Origin of the sequence: Clostridium sp. 'White wine YQ', from assembly GCF_028728205.1 — a bacterium.
Taxonomy (GTDB): domain Bacteria; phylum Bacillota; class Clostridia; order Clostridiales; family Clostridiaceae; genus Clostridium_T.
This window is the reverse complement of record NZ_JAQYUU010000001.1, coordinates 57,837-80,081: the sequence shown is the minus strand read 5'-3', so window position 1 is coordinate 80,081 and position 22,245 is coordinate 57,837. Positions and strand designations below refer to the sequence as shown.

At 31.1% G+C, this 22,245-nt stretch carries 25 protein-coding genes; all 25 read right to left on the bottom strand.

Going from position 1 to position 22,245, the window contains the following annotated elements; all coding sequences use genetic code 11:
- Positions 1-74: 74 nt before the first annotated feature.
- On the bottom strand, positions 75-326 hold the full coding sequence (gene spoIIID, locus PTZ02_RS00405) for a sporulation transcriptional regulator SpoIIID (RefSeq protein ID WP_202768012.1): 252 nt from the start codon (positions 324-326) through the stop codon (positions 75-77).
- A 119-nt stretch (positions 327-445) separates the two neighbouring features.
- Positions 446-1,177, bottom strand: coding sequence for a M23 family metallopeptidase (locus PTZ02_RS00400; protein WP_274225860.1), 732 nt, complete (start codon positions 1,175-1,177; stop codon positions 446-448).
- 206 nt (positions 1,178-1,383) lie between these two features.
- Complete coding sequence (gene spoIID, locus PTZ02_RS00395) at positions 1,384-2,427, bottom strand: stage II sporulation protein D (protein WP_274225859.1); 1,044 nt, start codon at positions 2,425-2,427, stop codon at positions 1,384-1,386.
- A 221-nt stretch (positions 2,428-2,648) separates the two neighbouring features.
- Entirely contained in the window at positions 2,649-3,911 is a 1,263-nt protein-coding gene (gene murA / locus PTZ02_RS00390; RefSeq protein ID WP_274225858.1) for a UDP-N-acetylglucosamine 1-carboxyvinyltransferase, read from the bottom strand.
- Between the two features lie 21 nt (positions 3,912-3,932).
- Positions 3,933-4,586 carry a hypothetical protein gene (locus tag PTZ02_RS00385; RefSeq protein ID WP_274225857.1) on the bottom strand — a complete coding sequence of 218 codons (654 nt, stop codon included), beginning with the start codon at positions 4,584-4,586 and terminating at the stop codon, positions 3,933-3,935.
- Between the two features lie 314 nt (positions 4,587-4,900).
- Entirely contained in the window at positions 4,901-5,299 is a 399-nt protein-coding gene (gene atpC, locus PTZ02_RS00380) for an ATP synthase F1 subunit epsilon (RefSeq protein WP_274225856.1), read from the bottom strand.
- A 24-nt stretch (positions 5,300-5,323) separates the two neighbouring features.
- Entirely contained in the window at positions 5,324-6,721 is a 1,398-nt protein-coding gene (gene atpD, locus PTZ02_RS00375) for a F0F1 ATP synthase subunit beta (protein ID WP_274225855.1), read from the bottom strand.
- Between the two features lie 15 nt (positions 6,722-6,736).
- Positions 6,737-7,585 (bottom strand): ATP synthase F1 subunit gamma, encoded by an 849-nt coding sequence (gene atpG / locus PTZ02_RS00370; RefSeq protein ID WP_274225854.1) that lies wholly within the window; start codon positions 7,583-7,585, stop codon positions 6,737-6,739.
- A gap of 37 nt (positions 7,586-7,622) precedes the next feature.
- Entirely contained in the window at positions 7,623-9,137 is a 1,515-nt protein-coding gene (gene atpA / locus PTZ02_RS00365) for a F0F1 ATP synthase subunit alpha (protein WP_274225853.1), read from the bottom strand.
- 10 nt (positions 9,138-9,147) lie between these two features.
- Positions 9,148-9,687: a F0F1 ATP synthase subunit delta gene (locus PTZ02_RS00360; RefSeq protein ID WP_274225852.1), complete on the bottom strand. Its 540-nt coding sequence runs from the start codon at positions 9,685-9,687 to the stop codon at positions 9,148-9,150.
- 2 nt (positions 9,688-9,689) lie between these two features.
- Positions 9,690-10,169, bottom strand: a complete 480-nt coding sequence (locus tag PTZ02_RS00355; protein WP_202768022.1) for a F0F1 ATP synthase subunit B — start codon at positions 10,167-10,169, stop codon at positions 9,690-9,692.
- A gap of 54 nt (positions 10,170-10,223) precedes the next feature.
- Positions 10,224-10,460: an ATP synthase F0 subunit C gene (gene atpE, locus PTZ02_RS00350; RefSeq protein WP_202768023.1), complete on the bottom strand. Its 237-nt coding sequence runs from the start codon at positions 10,458-10,460 to the stop codon at positions 10,224-10,226.
- Positions 10,461-10,482: 22 nt separating this feature from the next.
- Entirely contained in the window at positions 10,483-11,166 is a 684-nt protein-coding gene (locus PTZ02_RS00345) for a F0F1 ATP synthase subunit A (RefSeq protein WP_202768024.1), read from the bottom strand.
- A gap of 4 nt (positions 11,167-11,170) precedes the next feature.
- Positions 11,171-11,530 carry a hypothetical protein gene (locus PTZ02_RS00340; protein ID WP_274225851.1) on the bottom strand — a complete coding sequence of 120 codons (360 nt, stop codon included), beginning with the start codon at positions 11,528-11,530 and terminating at the stop codon, positions 11,171-11,173.
- A 671-nt stretch (positions 11,531-12,201) separates the two neighbouring features.
- Positions 12,202-13,383: an acetyl-CoA C-acetyltransferase gene (locus PTZ02_RS00335; protein WP_274225850.1), complete on the bottom strand. Its 1,182-nt coding sequence runs from the start codon at positions 13,381-13,383 to the stop codon at positions 12,202-12,204.
- A 153-nt stretch (positions 13,384-13,536) separates the two neighbouring features.
- Positions 13,537-13,923, bottom strand: a complete 387-nt coding sequence (locus PTZ02_RS00330) for a hypothetical protein (protein ID WP_274225849.1) — start codon at positions 13,921-13,923, stop codon at positions 13,537-13,539.
- Between the two features lie 102 nt (positions 13,924-14,025).
- On the bottom strand, positions 14,026-15,174 hold the full coding sequence (gene wecB / locus PTZ02_RS00325) for a non-hydrolyzing UDP-N-acetylglucosamine 2-epimerase (protein ID WP_274225848.1): 1,149 nt from the start codon (positions 15,172-15,174) through the stop codon (positions 14,026-14,028).
- Between the two features lie 16 nt (positions 15,175-15,190).
- Positions 15,191-15,682, bottom strand: a complete 492-nt coding sequence (locus PTZ02_RS00320) for a dCMP deaminase family protein (RefSeq protein ID WP_274225847.1) — start codon at positions 15,680-15,682, stop codon at positions 15,191-15,193.
- 192 nt (positions 15,683-15,874) lie between these two features.
- Entirely contained in the window at positions 15,875-16,504 is a 630-nt protein-coding gene (gene upp / locus PTZ02_RS00315; RefSeq protein WP_202768030.1) for a uracil phosphoribosyltransferase, read from the bottom strand.
- Between the two features lie 20 nt (positions 16,505-16,524).
- Positions 16,525-16,974 (bottom strand): ribose 5-phosphate isomerase B, encoded by a 450-nt coding sequence (gene rpiB, locus PTZ02_RS00310; protein WP_274225846.1) that lies wholly within the window; start codon positions 16,972-16,974, stop codon positions 16,525-16,527.
- 50 nt (positions 16,975-17,024) lie between these two features.
- The gene (locus PTZ02_RS00305) at positions 17,025-17,483 is read right to left on the bottom strand and encodes a low molecular weight protein arginine phosphatase (protein ID WP_274225845.1); all 459 of its coding nucleotides are present in this window, start codon (positions 17,481-17,483) and stop codon (positions 17,025-17,027) included.
- Positions 17,484-17,494: 11 nt separating this feature from the next.
- A complete protein-coding gene (locus tag PTZ02_RS00300; protein WP_274225844.1) occupies positions 17,495-18,547 on the bottom strand; it encodes an L-threonylcarbamoyladenylate synthase in 1,053 nt (350 codons plus the stop codon).
- An 18-nt stretch (positions 18,548-18,565) separates the two neighbouring features.
- Positions 18,566-19,162, bottom strand: coding sequence for a hypothetical protein (locus tag PTZ02_RS00295; protein ID WP_274225843.1), 597 nt, complete (start codon positions 19,160-19,162; stop codon positions 18,566-18,568).
- A gap of 103 nt (positions 19,163-19,265) precedes the next feature.
- Positions 19,266-20,354, bottom strand: coding sequence for a peptide chain release factor 1 (gene prfA, locus PTZ02_RS00290; protein ID WP_274225842.1), 1,089 nt, complete (start codon positions 20,352-20,354; stop codon positions 19,266-19,268).
- A gap of 136 nt (positions 20,355-20,490) precedes the next feature.
- Entirely contained in the window at positions 20,491-22,233 is a 1,743-nt protein-coding gene (prmC, locus tag PTZ02_RS00285) for a peptide chain release factor N(5)-glutamine methyltransferase (RefSeq protein ID WP_274225841.1), read from the bottom strand.
- Positions 22,234-22,245: the final 12 nt, after the last annotated feature.

The following is a 22,245-nucleotide window of genomic DNA, read 5'->3' as shown; positions in this document are numbered from 1 at the left end:
ATGATTTGATTATATAACTTGTATTATTTTTCTACAATTTATACCCATTCTAATTATAATATGGAATTATGTTTTTATTCAATAGCCTTGTACTTTAATTTTGTAGCTTTTCCACCTCTTATATGTCTTTCTGCTTTATTTAAATCTAAAATATTTTTCGCTTCTAACGCTATAGTAGGATTTATTTTAGGCAAACGTTCTGTCATATCCTTATGAATAGTACTTTTGCTCACACCAAACACCTTAGCTGTTTTTCTAATTGTCGCTTTTGAATCAATTATATATTGCGCCACCTCTAGTACTCTTTCTTCAATGTAGTCTTTCAAAACGAGGCTCCTCCTTAATTCGATATATTTATTAATATGCATTATTTTTTCTTTAAATTCCTTAGAAATCAGCCATTTTCATAGATAAAATGACTGATTTCACATTAGGTAAAGTTTTACTAGCTTTTTAAAGTTATATACTTTAATGGATCCACTTGTTCACCTTTTGAATCTATTATCTGAAATTGTAAATGATCGCCCTCTTCTTTATTAGTAAGTTTTTTAGCTGTATCGCCAACTTTACCAATTACACTTCCTTGAGTGACTTTATCATTTTTCTTAACTTTAATATCAGAATCTAAGTTAGCATATTTACTCTTTAATCCATTTGAATGCTTAATCACAACATACCAACCACTTAAATCTCCATCTTCATTTCCAATTTCATCTACAACACCATCAGCTGCAGCAACTACAGTACTACCAACTTTTCCTGCAATATCTATTCCCTTAATGCTGTCATATTTGTTTGTATCAACCTTTACTAGTGAAACTCCATAAGTAAATTTTCTTAATAAAGTTCCATCTAGTGGTTTAACAAACTGAACACTACTTGTAGATGATACATTTTGAGTTTTTCCTGTAGTACCTTTATTGGTTTGACTTTTTGTATCTTGAGTATTCTTAACTTGTTCAGCATTATCAATTTTATTAGTTCCACCAGAATTATTTATGTTAATAGGCAGATCTTGAGAATTTTCAGCTACTGGAGGATTAGTATTCTCCTTAGCTTTTCTAATTGATATTGCAGCTGCACTAGCAATAACACATAAACACACAAAAAGGACTACGTAAAAACTCTCCTTTCTAAGTAGGTTTTTTAATTTTTGAAATTTACTTTGTTTATCCAATATGAACACCTCCATTTCGTAGTCTGTCCTTATATACATAAAAAAATACATTTATTCCAGTAAATATTTTCCTCTTTTTTCTACATTTTTCTCCAAAATAAAAAGGCTGATAAAACCTTTAACGAAACTCAATTTATAGAGCTTAATTAAATCTCTTATCAACCTAATTATTTACACTTTTTATATTGAATAAACTTACTTATCGTTTATTTACTTATTTTAACTTCAGATACGTGCTTTAATTCTATTCCTTTATAATAATGTTTTAAAATCTCTTCATATTTCACTCCGCTCTTCGCCATCACATTTGCACCCCATTGACTCATACCGACTCCATGTCCATATCCAAAGTTCTGTATTTCTATTCCTTTACTTGAAAATGAAATGGTGAAATTGGCTGAATTTAAAGATAGCAAACTTCTAAACTCAGTGCCCTTTATAGTTACTCCCCCTACTTTTATTTCATTTACCGAACCTCCCGGATTTTTGCTAATAATTTTTACTGCATCTTTTATATTATTAATAGTTAGTTTAGCATCTTTATACTTGTTATTAATTTTCTCCACAAATTCTTTACTGTTAATAATAGTACTTGATTTAAACTTTGGTGCTACTTCTTCCCCTGGAGAATCTACCGATTGAAGATATGGTAAAGCTGTTGAGAGAACTGCTTCAGCATCCTCAGTCTTTCCCCAACTTGTAGAAAAAAATTGTGGATATAGTACTAACTCTCCATTGTATGTTAACACTTTTCCTTTTGTAGCAGAAACTGCATCCTGAAGTTTCTTCCAGTATTCTTCTGATTTATCTTTGTCCCATTTACTTACTCTATCTTCTTTACTCATAAAGACTTGACAATGAACAGTATCACATACATCTGCTCCTTTTGCTTCAGTGCAAGGATATAAAATCCGTTTCATCGCAAAAGTTCTTGCCGCTACAGCTTGAGCTTTTAACGCTTCTTCATCGAATGCTGCTGGCATTTCTCCTGATAAAACGCCTAAGACATAGTCCTCTAAATCAACTTTTTCAGTTGTTCCTGTCTTAGTTTTATATACAGTTATTTTTGAGAAATCTTTACCTTCAACTTGTTTATATTCTTCTTTGCCAAACTTATCAAAATTTAAAGAATTTAAAGGAATCTTCCCCCATACAAGAATTATACTAGGAACAAATATTAAAACTAGTATTGGTAAAAGGAAAATCATTATTTTTTTTGATATTTCAATATTTATTTTTTTAAATCTCATAACCCCCACCTATATATTGTTTTACATAATAAATATACGCGGTAGAGTCTACTTTTATTCAAATATTAATTCTTCATATTGAAAATAAAAAAGGCCTAATCAGCCTTTTCTATAAGATTAAAATTTCTAAAGATTTTTATTAAATACCACTTTTTCATTTCATAATTAATAAAAGTCTATATAAATTTTATATTCTATTTTAAAAACATACTCTTTAGTAATTATATATTAATTCTTTCTATGTTTGCCCCTAATTTTCTAAGCTTCTCTTCAATGTTAACATAGCCCCTATCAATATGATATATATCACTTATATCTGTATAGCCATCTGCAGCTAATCCTGCCAAAATCATTGCAGCGCCCGCTCTTAAATCTGTTGCTTTAACTTCTGCTCCGGTTAATCTTTCTACACCTTCAATAATAGCTGTTCTCCCATCAATTTTAATACTTGCACCCATTCTTATTAGTTCTTGTACATGCATAAATCTATTTTCGAAAACTGTTTCTGATATAATACTCGATCCTTTAATCAATGTTAACAAACTCATCATTTGCGCCTGCATATCTGTTGGGAATCCTGGATATGGTAAAGTTTTTATATCTACTGGCTTTAGTATTCCTCTTCCATCTACTATCATTTTTTCATTTTCAAGAATGTCTATACTAACTCCACACTCTTTTAATTTTTCTATTATAGGTCGTAAATGTTCTTCATTTACTCCATTGATTTTAATCTTACTTTTAGTTATTGCTGCTGCTACCATAAATGTTCCTGCTTCAATCCTATCATATATAGGTCTATACACTACTGGTCGTAATTCATCTACCCCATCAATGGTAATTTTTCCTTGACCTGCACCATATATTTTAGCACCCATTGAATTTAAGAAATTCGCTAAATCCCATATTTCTGGTTCTTCTGCAGCATTTTCAATTATTGTAGTGCCTTTTGCATACACTGCTGCCATCATTATATTTTCTGTTGCTCCAACAGATGGAAAATCCAAATATATTCTATTCCCTATTAATTTTGATGCTTTTGCCTCTACAAATCCATGTCCTATAGAAATATCAGCACCTAAAGCCTTAAACCCTTTTAAATGAAGGTCTATTGGTCTTGTACCTATATTACATCCACCTGGATGTGATAATTTTGCATGACCAAACTTAGTTAACATTGGACCCATTATTAGAAAGGATGCCCTCATCTTTTTTATTAGTTCACTATTTGCACTATTTGGTATAAGATTCTTTGTATCAATAGTTAACTCTCTTTTTACTTCATTTATTTCTACTGATGCATTTAATTCTTTTAAAACATCACATATTACATAAACATCTTCTAATAAAGGTGCTTCCTTTATTATATTTTTATCTCCACATAGTATACATGCTACAATTATTGGGAGAACAGAATTCTTCGCAGAACTTATTTCAACTTCACCTTCTAAAGTACTTCCACCTTTTACTCTGATTTTTTCCATATTATCCTCCATGAATTATTGTTAATATGTTGATATTATTATTGGTTCACCAATAATAATGTAGGATTTTTTTTCATATGTGCAAATAGCGAAGTTTATAGTACTATTTCCTAATTCTGCTTCCCCTGTATATCCATTATTAATTTTCAATAACGAATATTCCTTGATTCCTAGAGATTTCAACTGCATATTTAATGTTTTTTTCATATCTTCTTCTATTTCTATTCTACCCTTAATTTCTTGAAAATATCTCAAATCAAATGCTTTTTCCTTTAGGAGATAGTTTATATTTTTTTTAACTGCTTCTAAGTTTTCCTTTTTATTCTTAGTCGAAAATATTATTCTAAAACTACTTTTATTTTCATTAAAAACTTGTATTTCCATATCGAAGTTTTGGGAATTGATTTTTAAAATCTTAGAATTAGCTGATTTTTCACTTGTTAATGTACCATTATAATCATTTGAGATATTTTTAAATAGATACTCACTTAAAGTCTCATACTTTTCATTGCTTTTTCCTTCAATCACTAAGCTTCTCTCAACTTCATTATGACTCTCTAAAAACACATTTTGTAAACTTTGAAAACCCTGACATTTTAAATTATAAAAATTTAAAAAGGTTAAGAGAGAAGTTAGGAAAAGCACCAATAACTTTATTTTATTCTTGCACTTCATGATACCCCCTACCTTTCTTCTAAATTATGGTCAAGGTATTCATTTCCTATTCAATTTTTTTGTATATTAATAAAAAGATTAATTTATTATATATTACAGTATATTAACACTCTCAATATATGTGAATATTTTCCATAAACATCACATATATATGCTGTAAAAATATTAAATTAATAAAAAGTAAAAAAACACCCCCAGAACAATTCCTGTTCTGGGGGTATCTTTTCTAAAGAAAACCTGCAAGATTTTCAAATTATAATACTATAGACAAATAAGTAAGTCCTATATAATAATTAGAATAAAGTATCATCTAATTATTTTTTTATGCTTAATCTTATTAACGCTCTTTGTAATGAAACCTCAGCTCTATGTTTATCATATTCTTCAGATTCATCTAATCTGTTTTCTGCTCTTTCTTTAGCTCTTTCAGCTCTTTCTACATCTATATCTTCTGGCCATTCTGCTGCATCACAGCAAAAAATCAGTTGGTTATTTTCGAATGAAACAACACCACTAGATGTAAATAGTTCTCTTTCTTTTCCTGATTCATCATAAAATACAGTTTTGCTTGGAACAGTAACAACCACTATAGGGGTATGATTAGCATACATCTCTAAGCTACCATTGCTAGTTGCTATAAGAGTTTTAGATGCTTCTCCCTCATACATAATTTTATCAGGAGTTACTATTTTTAAAGTATAATTAGTTGACATAATACTTCGCCCCTTTACAGATTACTATTTGCTAGCAATCTCTTTAGCCTTTTCTACTGCCTCTTCAATTGTTCCAACAAATAAGAATGCTGATTCAGGAAGATCATCATGTTTTCCTTCTAAGATTTCTTTAAAGCCTCTAACTGTTTCAGATACTGGAACATATTTACCTACCATACCAGTAAATTGCTCAGCAACTGTAAATGGTTGAGATAAGAATCTTTGAACTTTTCTTGCTCTACCAACAACAAGTTTATCTTCTTCTGAAAGTTCATCTACTCCAAGTATTGCTATAATATCTTGAAGTTCTTTATATCTTTCAAGAATATGTTTAACTTTTGAAGATACTTCGTAATGTTCTTTACCAACAACTCTTGGATCAAGAATTCTTGATGTTGAATCTAGTGGATCAACTGCTGGATAAATACCAAGCTCTGATATACTTCTTGAAAGAACTGTAGTTGCATCCAAGTGAGTAAATGTTGTTGCTGGAGCTGGGTCTGTTAAATCATCTGCAGGTACATATACTGCTTGAACTGATGTAATAGATCCACTTTTTGTTGAAGTGATTCTTTCTTGTAAAGCACCCATTTCAGTAGCTAATGTTGGTTGGTAACCAACTGCTGAAGGTATTCTTCCAAGTAACGCTGAAACTTCTGATCCAGCTTGTGTAAATCTAAATATATTATCTATGAATAGTAAAACGTCTTGGCCTTGATCTCTGAAGTATTCTGCCATTGTAAGTCCTGTTAACGCAACTCTCATTCTAGCACCAGGTGGTTCATTCATTTGTCCAAATACTAATGCAGTTTTATTAATAACCCCTGAATCCTTCATTTCATGATAAAGGTCATTACCTTCTCTTGATCTTTCTCCAACTCCTGTAAACACAGATAAACCACCGTGTTGTTTAGCTATGTTGTTTATAAGTTCTTGGATTAGAACTGTTTTACCAACTCCAGCTCCTCCAAATAGACCTATTTTTCCACCTCTTTGATATGGAGCAATTAAATCTATTACTTTTATTCCTGTTTCAAACATTTCTGGTTCTACAGATTGTTCTTGGAATGTTGGAGCTGGTCTATGAATTGGGTATAAATTCTCTGAACTTACATCACCTTCATTATCGATTGTTTTACCTAAAACGTTAAATAGTCTTCCTAAAACTTTCTCACCTACAGGAACGCTTATTGGCTTTCCAGTATCATAAGCATCCATACCTCTTCTTAAGCCTTCTGTAGCTTCTAAAGCTATAGCTCTTACGATATCGTCGCCTGTATGTTGTTCAACTTCTGCTATTACCTTATGATCCCCACTTACAATCTCAATTGCATTGTATATGTTCGGAAGGGCATCGGTATCGAATTTTATATCTACTACTGGTCCAATTACTTGAACCACTTTCCCGATAGTACCAGGCATTAGATTACCTCCTTACTATTTTTGCGCTTCAGCTCCTCCAACAATTTCGGATATTTCCTGAGTTATAGCGCCTTGTCTAATTCTATTATATTTTGTATTTAGTGCATCTAATAAATCATCTGCATTCTTAGTTGCTCCATCCATTGCACTCATTCTTAAGCTTTGTTCACTCGCTTTTGAATTAAGCATGCAATTAAGAATTAATGATTTTAAGTAGACTTCCAAAGTTCCTTCTAAAACTTCATCTATACTAGGTTCTGCCAATAAAGTTAAATTGCCTTTGCTACTTTTCTCCAATGGAAGTAACTTTATATTTTTTAATTCCTGCTTAACCGGAGAAATGAAATCAGTGTATATCATTCTTATTCCTGATATTTTTCCTTCTCTATAAAGCTTTATAGCATGTTCATATACTATTTTAGCTTCCTTAACAGTTGGCACATCAGGTATTTCAACGTATTCTGCTACTGTCTCATAGCTGTATTTCTTTAAATAGCCTAAGCCTTTTTGACCTACAACCATAACTTTTGCATCAGGTACTCTTGAAGCCTCACTTGCAAAGAAAGATACAGTATTTCCATTATATCCTCCACACAAACCTGAGTCTGATGTCATAAGAATGTATAAAATGGCTCCTTCACTTTTAGGATTAAAATAAATATTATTATTTATATCCTCTACTGAACCTACCAAACTTTCTGTTAATTTATTCACAGATTCTAAATAACTATCATTAAGAGAAAGTTGTTGTCTTGTCTTTCTAAGTTTAGAAGTGGCAACAAGTCCCATGGCTTTTGTTATTTTTCTGGTGTTGTTAACAGACTTTATTCTTCTTTTTATATCAAGAAGTCCTGCTCCTGCCATATATCCACCTCCTAAAAGATGGCATAGCTTTTAAAAGCTATGCTCCTTGTAAGAATATTTTCTTGAATTCAATAATAGATGCTTCTAATTGAGATTTCACTTCGTCATCAAGTACTTTTTTCTCAACTATTGCTTTACCTACTTCTCTATGGTGAGTATCCATGAATTCTAAGAATTCTTTCTCAAATTTGATTATATCATTTACTTTTATATCAGATAAGAAATCATTAACTGCTGCATATAAGATCATTACTTGTTCTTCTACATTCATAGGAGTGTATTGATCTTGTTTAAGTACTTCAACTAATCTCTTACCTTTTTCTAGTCTCATTTTTGAGTCTTTATCTAAGTCAGAACCAAATTGAGCGAAAGCTGCAAGTTCTCTATATTGAGCAAGTTCTAATCTTAATGTACCAGAAACTTGTTTCATTGCTTTAATTTGCGCATTTCCACCAACTCTTGATACTGATATACCTGCATTAACAGCTGGTCTTTGTCCTGAGAAGAATAATTCTGATTCAAGGAATATTTGACCATCTGTTATTGAAATAACGTTGGTTGGTATGTATGCTGTTACGTCACCAGCCAATGTTTCAATTATTGGAAGTGCTGTTATTGAACCACTTCCAAGTTCTTTTGAAAGCTTAGCTGCTCTCTCAAGAAGTCTTGAATGTATATAGAATACATCTCCTGGGTATGCTTCTCTGCCTGGTGGTCTCCTAAGTAATAGTGACATTGTTCTATAAGCAACCGCGTGCTTAGTCAAATCATCATATATAATTAAGACATCTTTTCCTTTATGCATGAAATATTCACCTATTGCACATCCAGCATATGGAGCTAGATATTGTAATGGTGCTGTATCAGAAGCTGATGAACTAACAATAGTAGTATAATCCATCGCACCCATTTCTGTTAATGTATTAACTATATGAGCTACTGTAGATTGTTTTTGTCCTATAGCTACATATATACAAATAACATCTTTTCCTTTTTGATTAATAATAGCATCTAGAGCAATAGCAGTTTTTCCTGTTTGTCTATCTCCTATTATAAGTTCTCTTTGACCTCTACCTATTGGAATCATAGAGTCAATAGCCTTTATACCAGTTTGCATAGGTTCATTAACTGAACTTCTGTCAATGATACTTGGAGCTGGTTCTTCAATTGCTCTATATCCATCATTAATTATAGGTCCTTTTCCATCGATAGCTTCTCCAAGAGCATTAACTACTCTACCTACCAAAGCATCTCCTACTGGAACTTCAACTATTTTTCCTGTTCTTTTTACAATGTCGCCTTCTTTTATACCTTCTTCAGATCCTAAAAGAACACAACCAACGTTGTCCTGCTCAAGGTTTAATGCCATTCCGAATACATTATTAGGGAACTCTAAAAGTTCACCTTCCATACAATCATCAAGGCCGTAAACTCTAGCAACACCGTCACCTATTTGTATAATAGTACCAGAATCTTCAGTTTTTAAGTGTTTTTCATACTTTTCTATTTCATTTTTAATAATAGAAGTAATTTCTTCTGGTCTGATGTTCATAGATTCACCCCTATTCTCTCTTAAGCATAAGAGCCTTCATTTCCTCGAGTTTGGATTTAACTGTACCGTCAATTATTTCATTTCCAACTCTCACATAAACTCCTCCGATAATGCTCTCATTTATTTCTTCTCGAAGGATAATTTTCTTATCATATTTTTTTTCTAAGTTTCCCTTTAGCTCATCAAATTGTCCTCTCTCTAGAGGGATAACAGTTTGAACTGTTGCCATAAGAGTATTATTTCTTTCAAGATGAATTTTTTCCATCTCATTAAGTTTCTCTTTTAAATATGATATTCTGTCTTTCTCAACTAATATTAATAAGAATGATAATAGTTCTTCATCAACTTTACCTTTAAAAATATTAGTAAACACTTCTTTTTTCTTTGATGTGCTTATTTGAGGATGTTTAATAACCTCGAAAAAGCTACTCTCATTATAAACATATGAGCAAATTTCTCTTAAATCAGCTAAATATTCATCAACCTTGCCTTTTTCTTCAGCAATTTGGTAAAGAGCTAGAGCATAACGCCTATCTAAGTATTCATACATAATTAAATACCTACCTTAGCTATAAAATCATTGATAAGTTTTCTATGTTTCTCCTCATCTATGCTCTCTTCAAGAGCTTTCTCAGAAAGCATAACAGCTAAATCAACAACTTGTTTCTTTATTTCTGCTTCTGCTTTTTGCTTTTCTCTCTCCACTTCAAGTTTAGCTCTATCCATTATAATACTAGCTTCTTTATTTGCGTCCTGTACTATTTCATTGTATATCTTATCAGCTTTTTGTTTATAAGATTCAGTAATTCCTTTTCCTTCATCCTTAGCTGATTTTAATATTCTTTCATTTTCAACTTTAAATAATCTTGCTTTTTCAAGATCTTCATCAGCCTTAGTCATCTTATCTTCAATTTCAACTCTTCTTTCTTGAATTATGTTTTTAACCTTGTCAAAAAAGAAATGTCTTAAAACTAAAAGTAAAATGATAAAGTTAATTATTGTAAATATAATCGTTGAAACATTTATATCCATATGTTAGCCCATGCCTCCCTTCTGGAGTCAGTAATTTAATATTTTTGTTACTTACTATTTTACTCCAACGAATATTAAGATTAAGGAAACTAGAAGACCGTATAATGCAGTTGTTTCTGCAAGAGCACAACCTATAAATAATGTTGTAGTAAGTCTACCACTTAACTCTGGTTGTCTTGAAATTCCTTCTATTGCTTTACCTGTAGCTATACCTATACCTACACCGGCACCTATACCAGCTATTGCAGCGATACCTGCACCTAATGCTCTCATTGCTAATGCTAAATCCATTTTAAAATCCTCCTTTTATCGATTAATGTTCTGCTGTGATTTTTGTATTTATCATTGTAAGCATCATAAATATGAATGCTTGGATTAACCCATCAAACAAGTCAAAATATGCATGTAAGAATACAGGAACACCCAGCTTGAATACACCTGCGAGTACACTTCCTAGTGCCATATAAACTAGATCTAGTAGTACTGTTCCTGCTAGAATGTTACCAAAAAGTCTCAGTGAAAGAGATACTGGTAACATCAATCTTTCTATGATATTTATGGGTAACATAACTGGAAAAGGCTCACAAAGTCCACCTAAATAGTGTTTTACTCCAACTTTTTTAAGAGCATTTGCATTAACAATTAAAAATGTCATTACTGCAAAAGCAATTGTAACACTATAGTTTGAAGTTGGTGGCGCTATTCCAACAAGACCTGTTAGATTCATTAATAATATGAATGCACCTAATGTACCGATAAATGGTACAAATCCTTGATATCCTTCGCCCATATTGTCTTTTACCATTCCGGATAAAGCTTCATATGCCATTTCCACCACTGTTTGCTTTTTACTTGGTTTTTTCTTTAGACTATTAGTAGACCAAATAGCTAAAGCAATAATTAATATCATTACAATCCATTCAATTACTACTTGAATAGTAATGTCTACTTTAAAATTTCCCAAATAAAAAGATACCAGTGGTTCTACTTTCTCCATCAACTTACTCACTTCCTTTCTTTATGAAAATCCAGTAAATTATCAAACATACATGATGAGTAGCATACCCACCTATATACGCTGAAAGCAAAATAAATTCATTTGCAAATGCCATACCAATTAGTAATATTAGGAATATCCTTAGGGCATATGCTATTCCATAAAACAGACTGTTCTTTGTCAAAAACTTTGACATAAAATAGCCACTTATAATAAAATTAATCACACTAACCATTGCCCCTATGAAATAAACAGTAGCGACTTTGCTATTTATAAAAATAAATAAGCTTAATGTGATTACACTCATAACTATTATATCCAACTTGGAGTTTTTAACTATTAGTTCCTTAAGGGATTTTTCCATTATAATGACTCCTTAGTTTAATTCATGTAGTTATTATATAACTCATAAAAAAATTAACAAAATCTTATATCCATTAAAAAATGTCGTTATTAATCGATATTCTTCCAATATATTAGTTTATTATTCTCACCATGCCCATAGCTTGCTGATTCTTTAATTTCCTTATAAAATAACTATTTTTTTGCAAGCTATTCAATTGTCTGAAAATTCATTTTTAAACTTCAAAATCATTTGTTAAAATGTCAACATTTTCAAAAGTATCATTTATATTAATTTCGTAATATTTTGAGATTTATTTAACTATTTGACAAAATATTTTTTTTATTTTATTTCGCAATAGAATATCATCTTAATACAATTGAATAGCCCACATTAACATATTTCATATTTTTTTAAAAAATTGCATAATATTAATAAAAAATTCACCTTAAATTCACTATATTTCTATAATTTTTATGTTATTTCGTACTTTTTCCTCATGGTTTATTGTACTTTTTTTTATAAATATTATTCCTTCGAATTATTTTATTAAAAAACTTCTTTAGTTTAACATAAAAATTCATAAGTTTTGCATTTTTATGAGCAAAATATTTATTTCTAAAGAATAAAAAATACCAATCTTGAATAATATTCAAAATTGGTATTTATATATATGGATTCTCTATTTAATACTATTCTCTTTCAACTATAAGAGCTGTACCCATTCCTCCACCAATACATAAAGTAGCTAAACCTTTTTTAGCATCTCTTTTTTGCATTTCGTGAAGTAATGTAACAAGGATTCTTGCACCTGATGCTCCAACAGGATGTCCAAGAGCTATAGCTCCACCATTTACATTTACTTTTTCCATATCAAAATTTAAATCTTTAGCAACAGCTACACTTTGTGCTGCAAAAGCTTCATTTGATTCAATTAAATCTAAATCTGCTACAGTTAAACCAGTACCTTCAAGTGCTTTTTTAGTAGCATGGAATGGACCATATCCCATTATTGATGGATCTAATCCCTTAGTTCCGTAAGAAAGTATCTTAGCTAATGGTTTTATTCCTAATTCTTTAGCTTTATCAGCACTCATAACTATTATAGCAGCTGCTCCATCATTTATTCCAGAAGCATTACCTGCAGTAACAACACCATCTTTAATAAATGCTGGTTTTAATTTTCCTAATGATTCTGTAGTTGTTCCAAATCTTGGGAATTCATCTGTGTCAAATACTTTTGGTTCACCTTTTCTTTGAGGAATAACAACTGGAACTATTTCGTCCTTAAATTTACCAGCTTTTATAGCAGCTTCTGCTTTTTGCTGAGATGAAGCAGAAAATGCATCTAATTCTTCTCTTGATAAGTTCCATTCTTTTGCTATATTTTCAGCAGTAACTCCCATGTGATAGTTGTTAAATGCATCCCATAAAGCATCATTTATCATTGAGTCAACCATTTTTCCATCGCCCATTCTTTGACCCCATCTTGAAGTCTTTAATAGGTAAGGTGCTTGTGACATATTTTCCATACCACCAGCTATTACTACATCAGCATCCCCTGCTTTTATCATTTGAGCAGCTAATGCTACTGATTTTAATCCTGAACCACAAACTATGTTAATTGTTGTTGCTGGAACTTCAACAGGTAAACCAGCTTTAACAACTACTTGTCTAGCAACATTTTGTCCTAAACCAGCTTGGATAACATTTCCTAAAATAACTTCATCTACTTGTTCACCCTTTAATCCTGCTCTGTTTAAAGCTTCCTTTACTACTGTAGCTCCTAAATCAGCTGCTGAAACATCTTTTAGACCTCCACCAAAGGATCCTAATGCAGTTCTTACAGCACTTACGATAACAACTTCTTTCATTTTGTAACCTCCTAGGATATATTTTAAGTTAATTTAAAACACTTTCATCTTCTTTATTATATCTACTTTCATTAACATAATCAATGGTTTTTTGATAAAAAAATAACAATCTTTTCTATGGTATAGATTAACGCTAGGAAATCCCCCTTAAACTTAACAATAAAAACTTTTTGCTTTTATCAAAATATAAATTGCGAAAAATCTAGTTAACAAGCTACCCATAGCCAATATATCTCCAAGCAAAATTGAAATAATACACCCCAAAGCATTAATAGAAAGTGTCGTTATGGCAAACTTTATTCCAATTCTTTTTCTAGTTAATAATAACATTGAAGATATTATTTCAAACACAGCCATAAAAACCCCATATACAATAGAATAAATTGGAGTATTATCTTTGTTAAACGTGCTACCCATTCCTAATAAATAACGAAAATTGAACCATGTCATATGTGGAATTAATCCCTTTACAATACCCATAATCCCCCCAATAAGCATGATGTATGCTAGAATGTAAAACAAAACTTTTTGTGTTTTCATATAACCTCCTCAGCATTGTTTGAGTATAATTATAATTTTAACATATTATTATTGGTTTACTATAAAAAATAAGAGTAGAAGCGAGGCTTCTACTCTTATTTTTTATTTAAATTCTTCAATTTTCTTATCACTTAATCCGAAATAATTCTCAATTGCATCTACTATTCTTGTTGAAGCTTTTCCGTCTCCATAAGGATTAACAGCTTTACTCATTTTTTCATATTCATCTTTATCATTAAGCAATTTATTTGCTTCAGTAATAATTTTTTCAACATCTGTACCAACTAATTTAACTGTTCCTGCTGCAACAGCTTCTGGTCTTTCTGTAACATCCCTTAATACCAAAACAGGTTTTCCTAAGTGAGGAGCTTCCTCCTGTAATCCACCAGAATCAGTCATTACCATAAATGACTTTTTCATTAAGTTATGAGTTTCTTTGGTATCTTGTGGTGGTAATAAATGTACTCTTTCTTTATCATTTAGATGTTTGAATACTACATCTTTAACTACAGGATTTAAGTGAACTAAATACACTAATTCTGCATCTTTATTTTCTTCTACAATCTTCTTTAGAGCAGTACAAATATTTTCTATTCCTTCTCCCCAATTTTCTCTTCTATGAGCTGTTATCATTATTACCTTTTTCTTCTCAAAGTCAATATGATTTAACTCTTCAGTTTCGAATTTGTAATCTTCTTTTACTGTGTGTTCCATTGCATCAATTACAGTATTACCTGTTATATATATGTCTTTTTCGTTTACGCCTTCTCTTAATAGATTCTCTTTAGAACCAATAGTTGGTGCAAAGTGAAGATCAGCTAATGATCCAGTTAATTTTCTATTCATTTCTTCAGGGAATGGAAAGTACTTATCAAAAGTTCTTAGTCCTGCTTCTACATGTCCTACCTTAATTTGCTTATAAAATGCTGCTAATGCACCACCAAATGTAGTAGTTGTATCTCCATGAACTAATATCATATCAGGTTTTTCTTCTTCAAAAACAGCATCCAATCCTTCAAGTACTCTACTAGTAATTCCTGTTAATGTTTGCTTGTTTTTCATTATATTTAAATCATAATCTGTATCGATTTCAAAATAATCTAATACTTGATCAAGCATCTCTCTATGTTGAGCCGTCACGCATACTTTTGAATCAATTCCTTCTCTTTTTTCCAATTCTTTAACTAATGGAGCCATCTTTATAGCTTCCGGTCTTGTTCCAAAGATTGTCATTACCTTTATTTTTTTCATCCCTTACCTCCACTTATTAATACCCTTTACTTTGGTATTCTAAAGATTCATCATTATTTATCCATTCTTCAACATAAATAATTTTATACTCATTCTTTGAATTTCTAATTACAACTTTCTCTATACCAGCATTGATAATTAGTCTTTTACACATAGAACAAGAATTAGCATCTTCTACATAAGCCCTCGAAACTGCATCTCTTCCAACTAAATATAGAGTTGCACCTATCATATCTCTTCTTGCTGCACTAATTATTGCATTGGCCTCACTATGAACACTTCTACACAACTCATAGTGAGTTCCCCTAGGAACATTAAGTTGTTCTCTTATACAACTTCCTCTATCAATACAATTTATTCTTCCCCTAGGTGCACCTGTATATCCAGTCGAAATTATCTCATCATTTTTCACTATGATAGAACCATAGTTTCTTCTTAAACATGTTCCTCTTTCTAACACAGTCTCAGCTATATCTAAATAATAGTTATATTTATCTCTTCGTTCCATATTAACACCTCAGGAGTTTTTAATTTATATATAATGCTTTATAGAATTTACATATCACTAACAATGATATGTAATACGATTCTTGTATTATATTTATTATAATTTAATTATCTAGGTATGTAAACCAATGCTATTTATAATAATGTTATAGGGTGACTTAAGAAGCACCCTATATTTTATATTCCTACTAATTTATTTTGTTCCAAATAATCTATCTCCAGCATCACCAAGACCTGGTACTATATATCCATTTTCATTTAATCTTTCATCTATTGAACTTACATAGATATCTACATCTGGATGTGCTTCTTGAACATATTTTATTCCTTCTGGTGCTGATATTAAACAAACTAATTTTAAACTTCTTGCTCCTTTTTCCTTTAAAAGTGTAAGAGCATCTGCAGCAGAACCACCAGTAGCTAACATTGGATCAACTACCATAATATCTCTCTCTGCAATATCTTGTGGAAGTTTGCAGAAGTATTCAACCGGTTTAAGAGTTTCCTCGTCCCTATATAATCCTATGTGACCTACTTTTGCTGCTGGTATAAGCTTTAACATTCCGTCAACCATACCTAACCCTGCTCTTAATATTGGAACTACAGCTAACTTCTTACCAGATAAAACTTGATGTTTTGTCTTACATATAGGCGTTTCAATTTCTACAAATTCAGTTTGAAGATCTCTTGTAACCTCATATGCCATAAGCATTGATACTTCCTCTACTAATTCTCTAAAATCCTTTGAGCCTGTATCTTTACTTCTAATCAATGCCAACTTGTGCTGAATTAATGGATGGTTTATTTGTGTTACTTTACTCATGTTATCTCCTCCTAAAATTACTATCTATTATATTTTTCTTCAATAGCTTTAATTTTATCTATTCTATTTTGATGTCTGTCCCCTTGGAATTTAGCATTTAAAAAGGTTTCAACAATTTCAATTGCTAGTCCTGGACCAATGACTCTTTCTCCCATTGCTAAAATATTCGCATTATTATGTTCACGAGTTGCATGTGCACTAAAAGTATCATGACAAAGAGCTGCCCTTATTCCTGGAACTTTGTTTGCAGCTATACTTATGCCAATTCCTGTTCCGCAAATAAGTATTCCAAATTCAAATTCTTTCTCAGCTACTGCTTCTGCAACTTTTAGAGCATAATCTGGGTAATCGCATGAATCAGTACTTGTTGTTCCAAAATCTTTGTACTCTATAGATTTTTGCTCTAAGTACTTTATCACTTCACCTTTTAAATTAAATCCACCATGATCTGACCCAATTGCTATTTTCATTTAACGCACCTCCGTTTTATTAAATGTCCCAAAAAAAAGAAGAATAGTATTTAAAGAATACCTTCTCCTTTAATTTTTAAAATTAACTTACCTATTAATTTTTCTAATTGAGAGTAAGTTTTTTCATATAGAAATAATTCCCCTCCAAAAGGGTCAACAACATCACCTTTCTCTTCAACGTATTCACTAAGTGAAAAGATTTTATTGGAATAGAAAGGAAAGGCACTTGTTAATGCCAATTTTATTGACTCTGTCATTGTTAAAATTAGATCCTGTTCCTCTAAATGAGACTCTTTTAATTGAACAGCATTTCTATCTTTCAAATCAATTCCTATACTTTTTAATACTACTGCTCTTGAATTAGGTGATGTTTTGCTTCCCGGGAAAATACTTATCCCAGCTGAAGAGGCACTTATTGAGCTATCATCTTTAGCAAAACTATTTAATATAGCTTCTGCCATAGGGCTTCTACATGTATTTCCTGTACAAACAAAAAGAACTCTCTTCATACTTACCTCCATCACAATTCTAAAATATCATATGCAGCTGCTTTCTTTAATCTATTCATTATTGCAATTCCTACTCCTTTTTCTATAAAAGCTTCTGATAATATAATATCTACACTTCTATCATCAAAGGACCTTAATGCTTCAAATAGATTTCTAGCCACTTCTTGCATATTATTTTCTGAACCAATTGAAATTATCTCTGCACCATTATTATAACACTTTACTCGCTCATGGCAGGTCATAATTCCAACTTTTAATCCATTTTCTATATAATTTTGCACTAAATCATTAATTTTTTCAATAGTTTTTTCTCGATTTCCTTTTATAATTTTTACTTTTGCCTTAGGTGCATAGTGTTTATACTTCATTCCTGGAGCCTTTGGCCTTGAATTTAAATCACCTTTTTCCATTATGGAAGGATCTATATAAATTCTTTCATCATATTCTCTTAGCATTTCTAATGTAATCCCACCAGGTCTTAAAATGCATGGAGGATCAACAGTTATATCTATAATTGTTGATTCAACTCCCACATTACTTTTTGAACCACCTATAATAAAATCTACTTTACCACTTAAATCTTCAATACATCTCTCTATATCAGTAGGGCTAGGTTTCCCTGATATATTTGCTGAAGGTGCAGCAATAGGGGTTCCTGATAGCTCAATTAACTTTAGTGCTATATCATTGTCAGGCATTCTAATTCCTATTGTATCTAATGATGCAGATGTAATATTAGGGATAACAGGTTTCTTTTTCATAATTAAAGTTATTGGACCTGGCCAAAAAGCATCTATTAACTTCATTCCTATTTCTGGAACACTTTCAACCAACCAATCAATCTTTTTATCAAAAACATGAATAATCAGTGGATTATCTTGCGGCCTTCCTTTAGCCTTAAATATTTTTTCAACAGCCTTTGGATTCAAAGCATCCGCACCTAATCCATATACTGTTTCTGTAGGAAATGCTACAATCCCTCCATTTTTTATTGTCTCTGCTGCTTCTAATATAATATCTATGTTTTCTTGGACATCCTCCACCCTAGCTATTTTGGTATCCATGTAAATTCCTTCTTTCACTTATAATTTCACCAATTCTTTTTGTCCTCTTGAAATCTTAATATTCTCAATAGCATTACTTGTGTATATTGCTTTTACACAATTCTTAAATATTATATCTAATAGTAAGTATTTTTTTAGAGCACCTTTCTTCATAACTAAAAAATAGTAAGTATTTTCTGGATCAAACTCTTTAATCTTTAAATATTCATGTGCAACTAATGGATATTTCTTTAAAAATGTTTTAGTCACTAATTTAAAACTTCTATTTTTAAAATTTACAGATGATATAACAATTATGTCCATTTCCTCTCCAAGTTTCTCCGTATGTACTAGTGCAACTTTATCGCAAAAAATTAGACCCTCTTTGCTAAACAATCCTGCTTTATATTTTAATCTATTATTATAACAAGAAAATTCAAGTCTTTCCCAGTTTACTCTATATATTAATGAGAAGAAAATCATCATTTCAATAATAACTAAATATGCAATATAAAATATTTCGGTCATTCCGAAAAGAAGCGTCATAATGGGAAGTAGCACAGCGATTATCATCATCATAGCCTTAAATGTTCGATAAGCACTTTTTTGCTTTTTTATGGCTTTTGAAATGTGCATATAACCCCTCCTTGCCGTAATGTAAGCTGTATTTCTTATTTTAAATATATAAGTTATAAATAAAACTCAGCCAGGCTGAGTTTTATTTTCTTTTAAAAGAATATTAACTTAAAGTATCGGTATTCCCCATAGCCTTCATCTTTTCAGCTTGATCAGCTGTTATTAATGCTTGAATAACTTCTTCAATGTCACCATTCATAAAAGTTTCAAGTTTATATAGTGTAAGACCTATTCTATGATCAGTTATTCTTCCTTGTGGATAGTTGTAAGTTCTAATTCTTTCTGATCTATCTCCTGTACCAACTTGGCTCTTTCTATCTTCTGCAATTCCTGCTGCTCTCTCTGCTTCAGCTTGTTCAAACAATCTTGATCTTAGTATTTTCATAGCCTTTTCTTTATTCTTAAGTTGTGATTTTTCATCTTGGCAAGAAACCACAAGACCTGATGGCATATGTGTTATTCTTACAGCTGAGTCAGTAGTATTTACACACTGACCACCATTTCCTGATGCTCTAAATACATCTATCCTTATGTCTTTTTCGTTTATTTCTATTTCAACATCATCTACTTCTGGTAGAACTGCAACAGTTGCAGTAGATGTATGAATTCTACCTGAAGATTCTGTATCTGGAACTCTTTGAACTCTGTGAGCACCACTTTCATACTTTAACTTAGAGTAAGCTCCATTTCCTTTAATCATAAATACAACTTCTTTGAAACCGCCAATATCTGTTTCATTGGCACTCATAAGCTCAACTTTCCATCTTTGAGTTTCTGAGTATCTTGTATACATTCTAAATAAATTGTAAGCAAATAACGCTGCTTCATCTCCACCAGCACCTGCTCTTATTTCAACAAATACGTTTTTATCATCATTAGGATCCTTAGGTAAAAGTAATATTTGAAGTTCTCCTTCTAATGTCTCTTCCCTTAATCCTAACTCTTTAATTTCTTCTTGGATCATTTCTTTCATTTCTTTATCTTCTTCTATAGAAAGCATTTCCTTATTAGTTTCAACTTCTTCCTTAACATCCTTATACTCTCTATACTTATTTACTACTACCTCTAAATCTGCATGTTCTTTACAAAGCTTTCTCCATTCATTTTGATTTGCCATAATGGATGGATCACTAATTTTAATTGATAATTCATCATACTTATTTTCTATAAAATCTAATCTATCTAATAACATTTTAACAACCTACCTTTAATTTCAACTATTTCTTCTGTTCATGAATAAATGATATATATTTTCTCACGATTTATTATTATATCATATTACACTCTTCTCAATCAACATTTTCATGTGTGATTTGTATACTAAATAGCTATAATCCACCCACAACTACTCTATCTAATCCTGCTAAATCCTTTTTAATTTTCACATCTTTAAAACCAGCTGCTTCCATAATTTCCTTTACTTCATCTCCTTGGTCGTATCCTATTTCAAACGCTAATATACCTCTTTCAGCTAAAACCTTAGTACTTTCCTCTACTATTCTTCTATAGAATAACAATCCATCCTCTCCACCGCTTAAAGCAACATGTGGTTCATAATTTTTTACATCTTCCATTAATGTTTCTATAATATCTTCTCTAATATATGGTGGATTTGATACTATTACATTATACTTTTTCTCAATCTCTAAAGGTTTCTCAAGTAAATTAGATTTTAAGAAATTAACTCTATCTTGAAGGTTTAATCTTCTTATATTTTCCTTTGTAACTTCTTCTGGAATCTGTTCTATGTCTATACAATCCACATGAATATTCTTTCTAAAACTTGCAAGCGAAAGTCCTATAGCTCCACTACCAGTACATAGATCACACACTTCTATCTCTGAGTCCTCAGTTATATTATCTAGAACCTCTTCAACTAAGATTTCTGTATCTCCTCTAGGAATTAGGACGCCCTCTTTTACATAAAAATCAATTCCCATAAATTCAACATTTTCTGTGATATAACTTATTGGTTTCTTTAACTCTCTCTCCCTTACATATTTAAAAAATTCTTCTTCTTTTTCAAAGGATACAAGTTCTTCTTTATTAGTAATCACATAAAGTTTATCTTTATTCAATGTTTTTGCAAGTAAGATTTGTGCATCAAGTACAGCTGTATCAATCTCTGCTTTCTTAAATATCTCAGTAGCTTCTTTTAATAATTTTCCGATACTTTTTCTAATGTCTTCTGCTTCTCTAAGTGATCTTATCGCTACTTCAATTTGATCATCATCAGGTTCCTTGGTTGTAAGTTTCTGTAATTGCAACCCTGGACTTGCTACTATCCTTGATAAATTCCCTTCATTTCTTCCTAACCATTTGATTAATTCGTATGTTATTCCAGTAATAACAGGTAATAGCACCAATCTTATAATTAATCTTTCTCCAACAGAACCAAAAGAAGTAAATGAAAATACTGCAATACTAGTAAACATAATTAAGAAAATAAAATTTGTACCGCATCTTGGATGAAATCTAGAAAATTTTCTTACATTATCTACAGTTAAATCTTCTCCACATTCATAACAGAATATTGTCTTGTGCTCTGCTCCATGATATTGATATAACCTTTTTATATCTTCAAGCTGCCCTACCCCTATCATATAGGCTAAAAGAACAACTATCCTAATTATAGCCTCAATTACATTTAATATAACAGAAGACTGTACAATTCCTCTAAATAATGAAGCAATAAATGTAGGTAATAATACAAATAAACCCATGGCAAAAATAAATGATATAAATAGACTAATATACATTAATATATCATTACTTTTATCTCCGAATTTTTTTTCAAACCACGCCTCAAATTTTGAAGGTTCTGTATCCTCAAAAAAACTAGCTGAAAAATTAAGAGATTTAATTCCTAACACTAGCGAATCCAAGAAAACGAAGAATCCTCTAATAAACGGAATATTTAAAATTGAATATTTTTTAGTAATTGGAACTTGATTTAAAAAATCTACTTCTATTTTTCCTTCAGATGTTCTTACTGCAGTTGCAATTCCTTTTGTTCCTCTCATCATTACGCCTTCAATTACAGCTTGACCACCTACATCTATTTTCTTCATATAATCATTCCT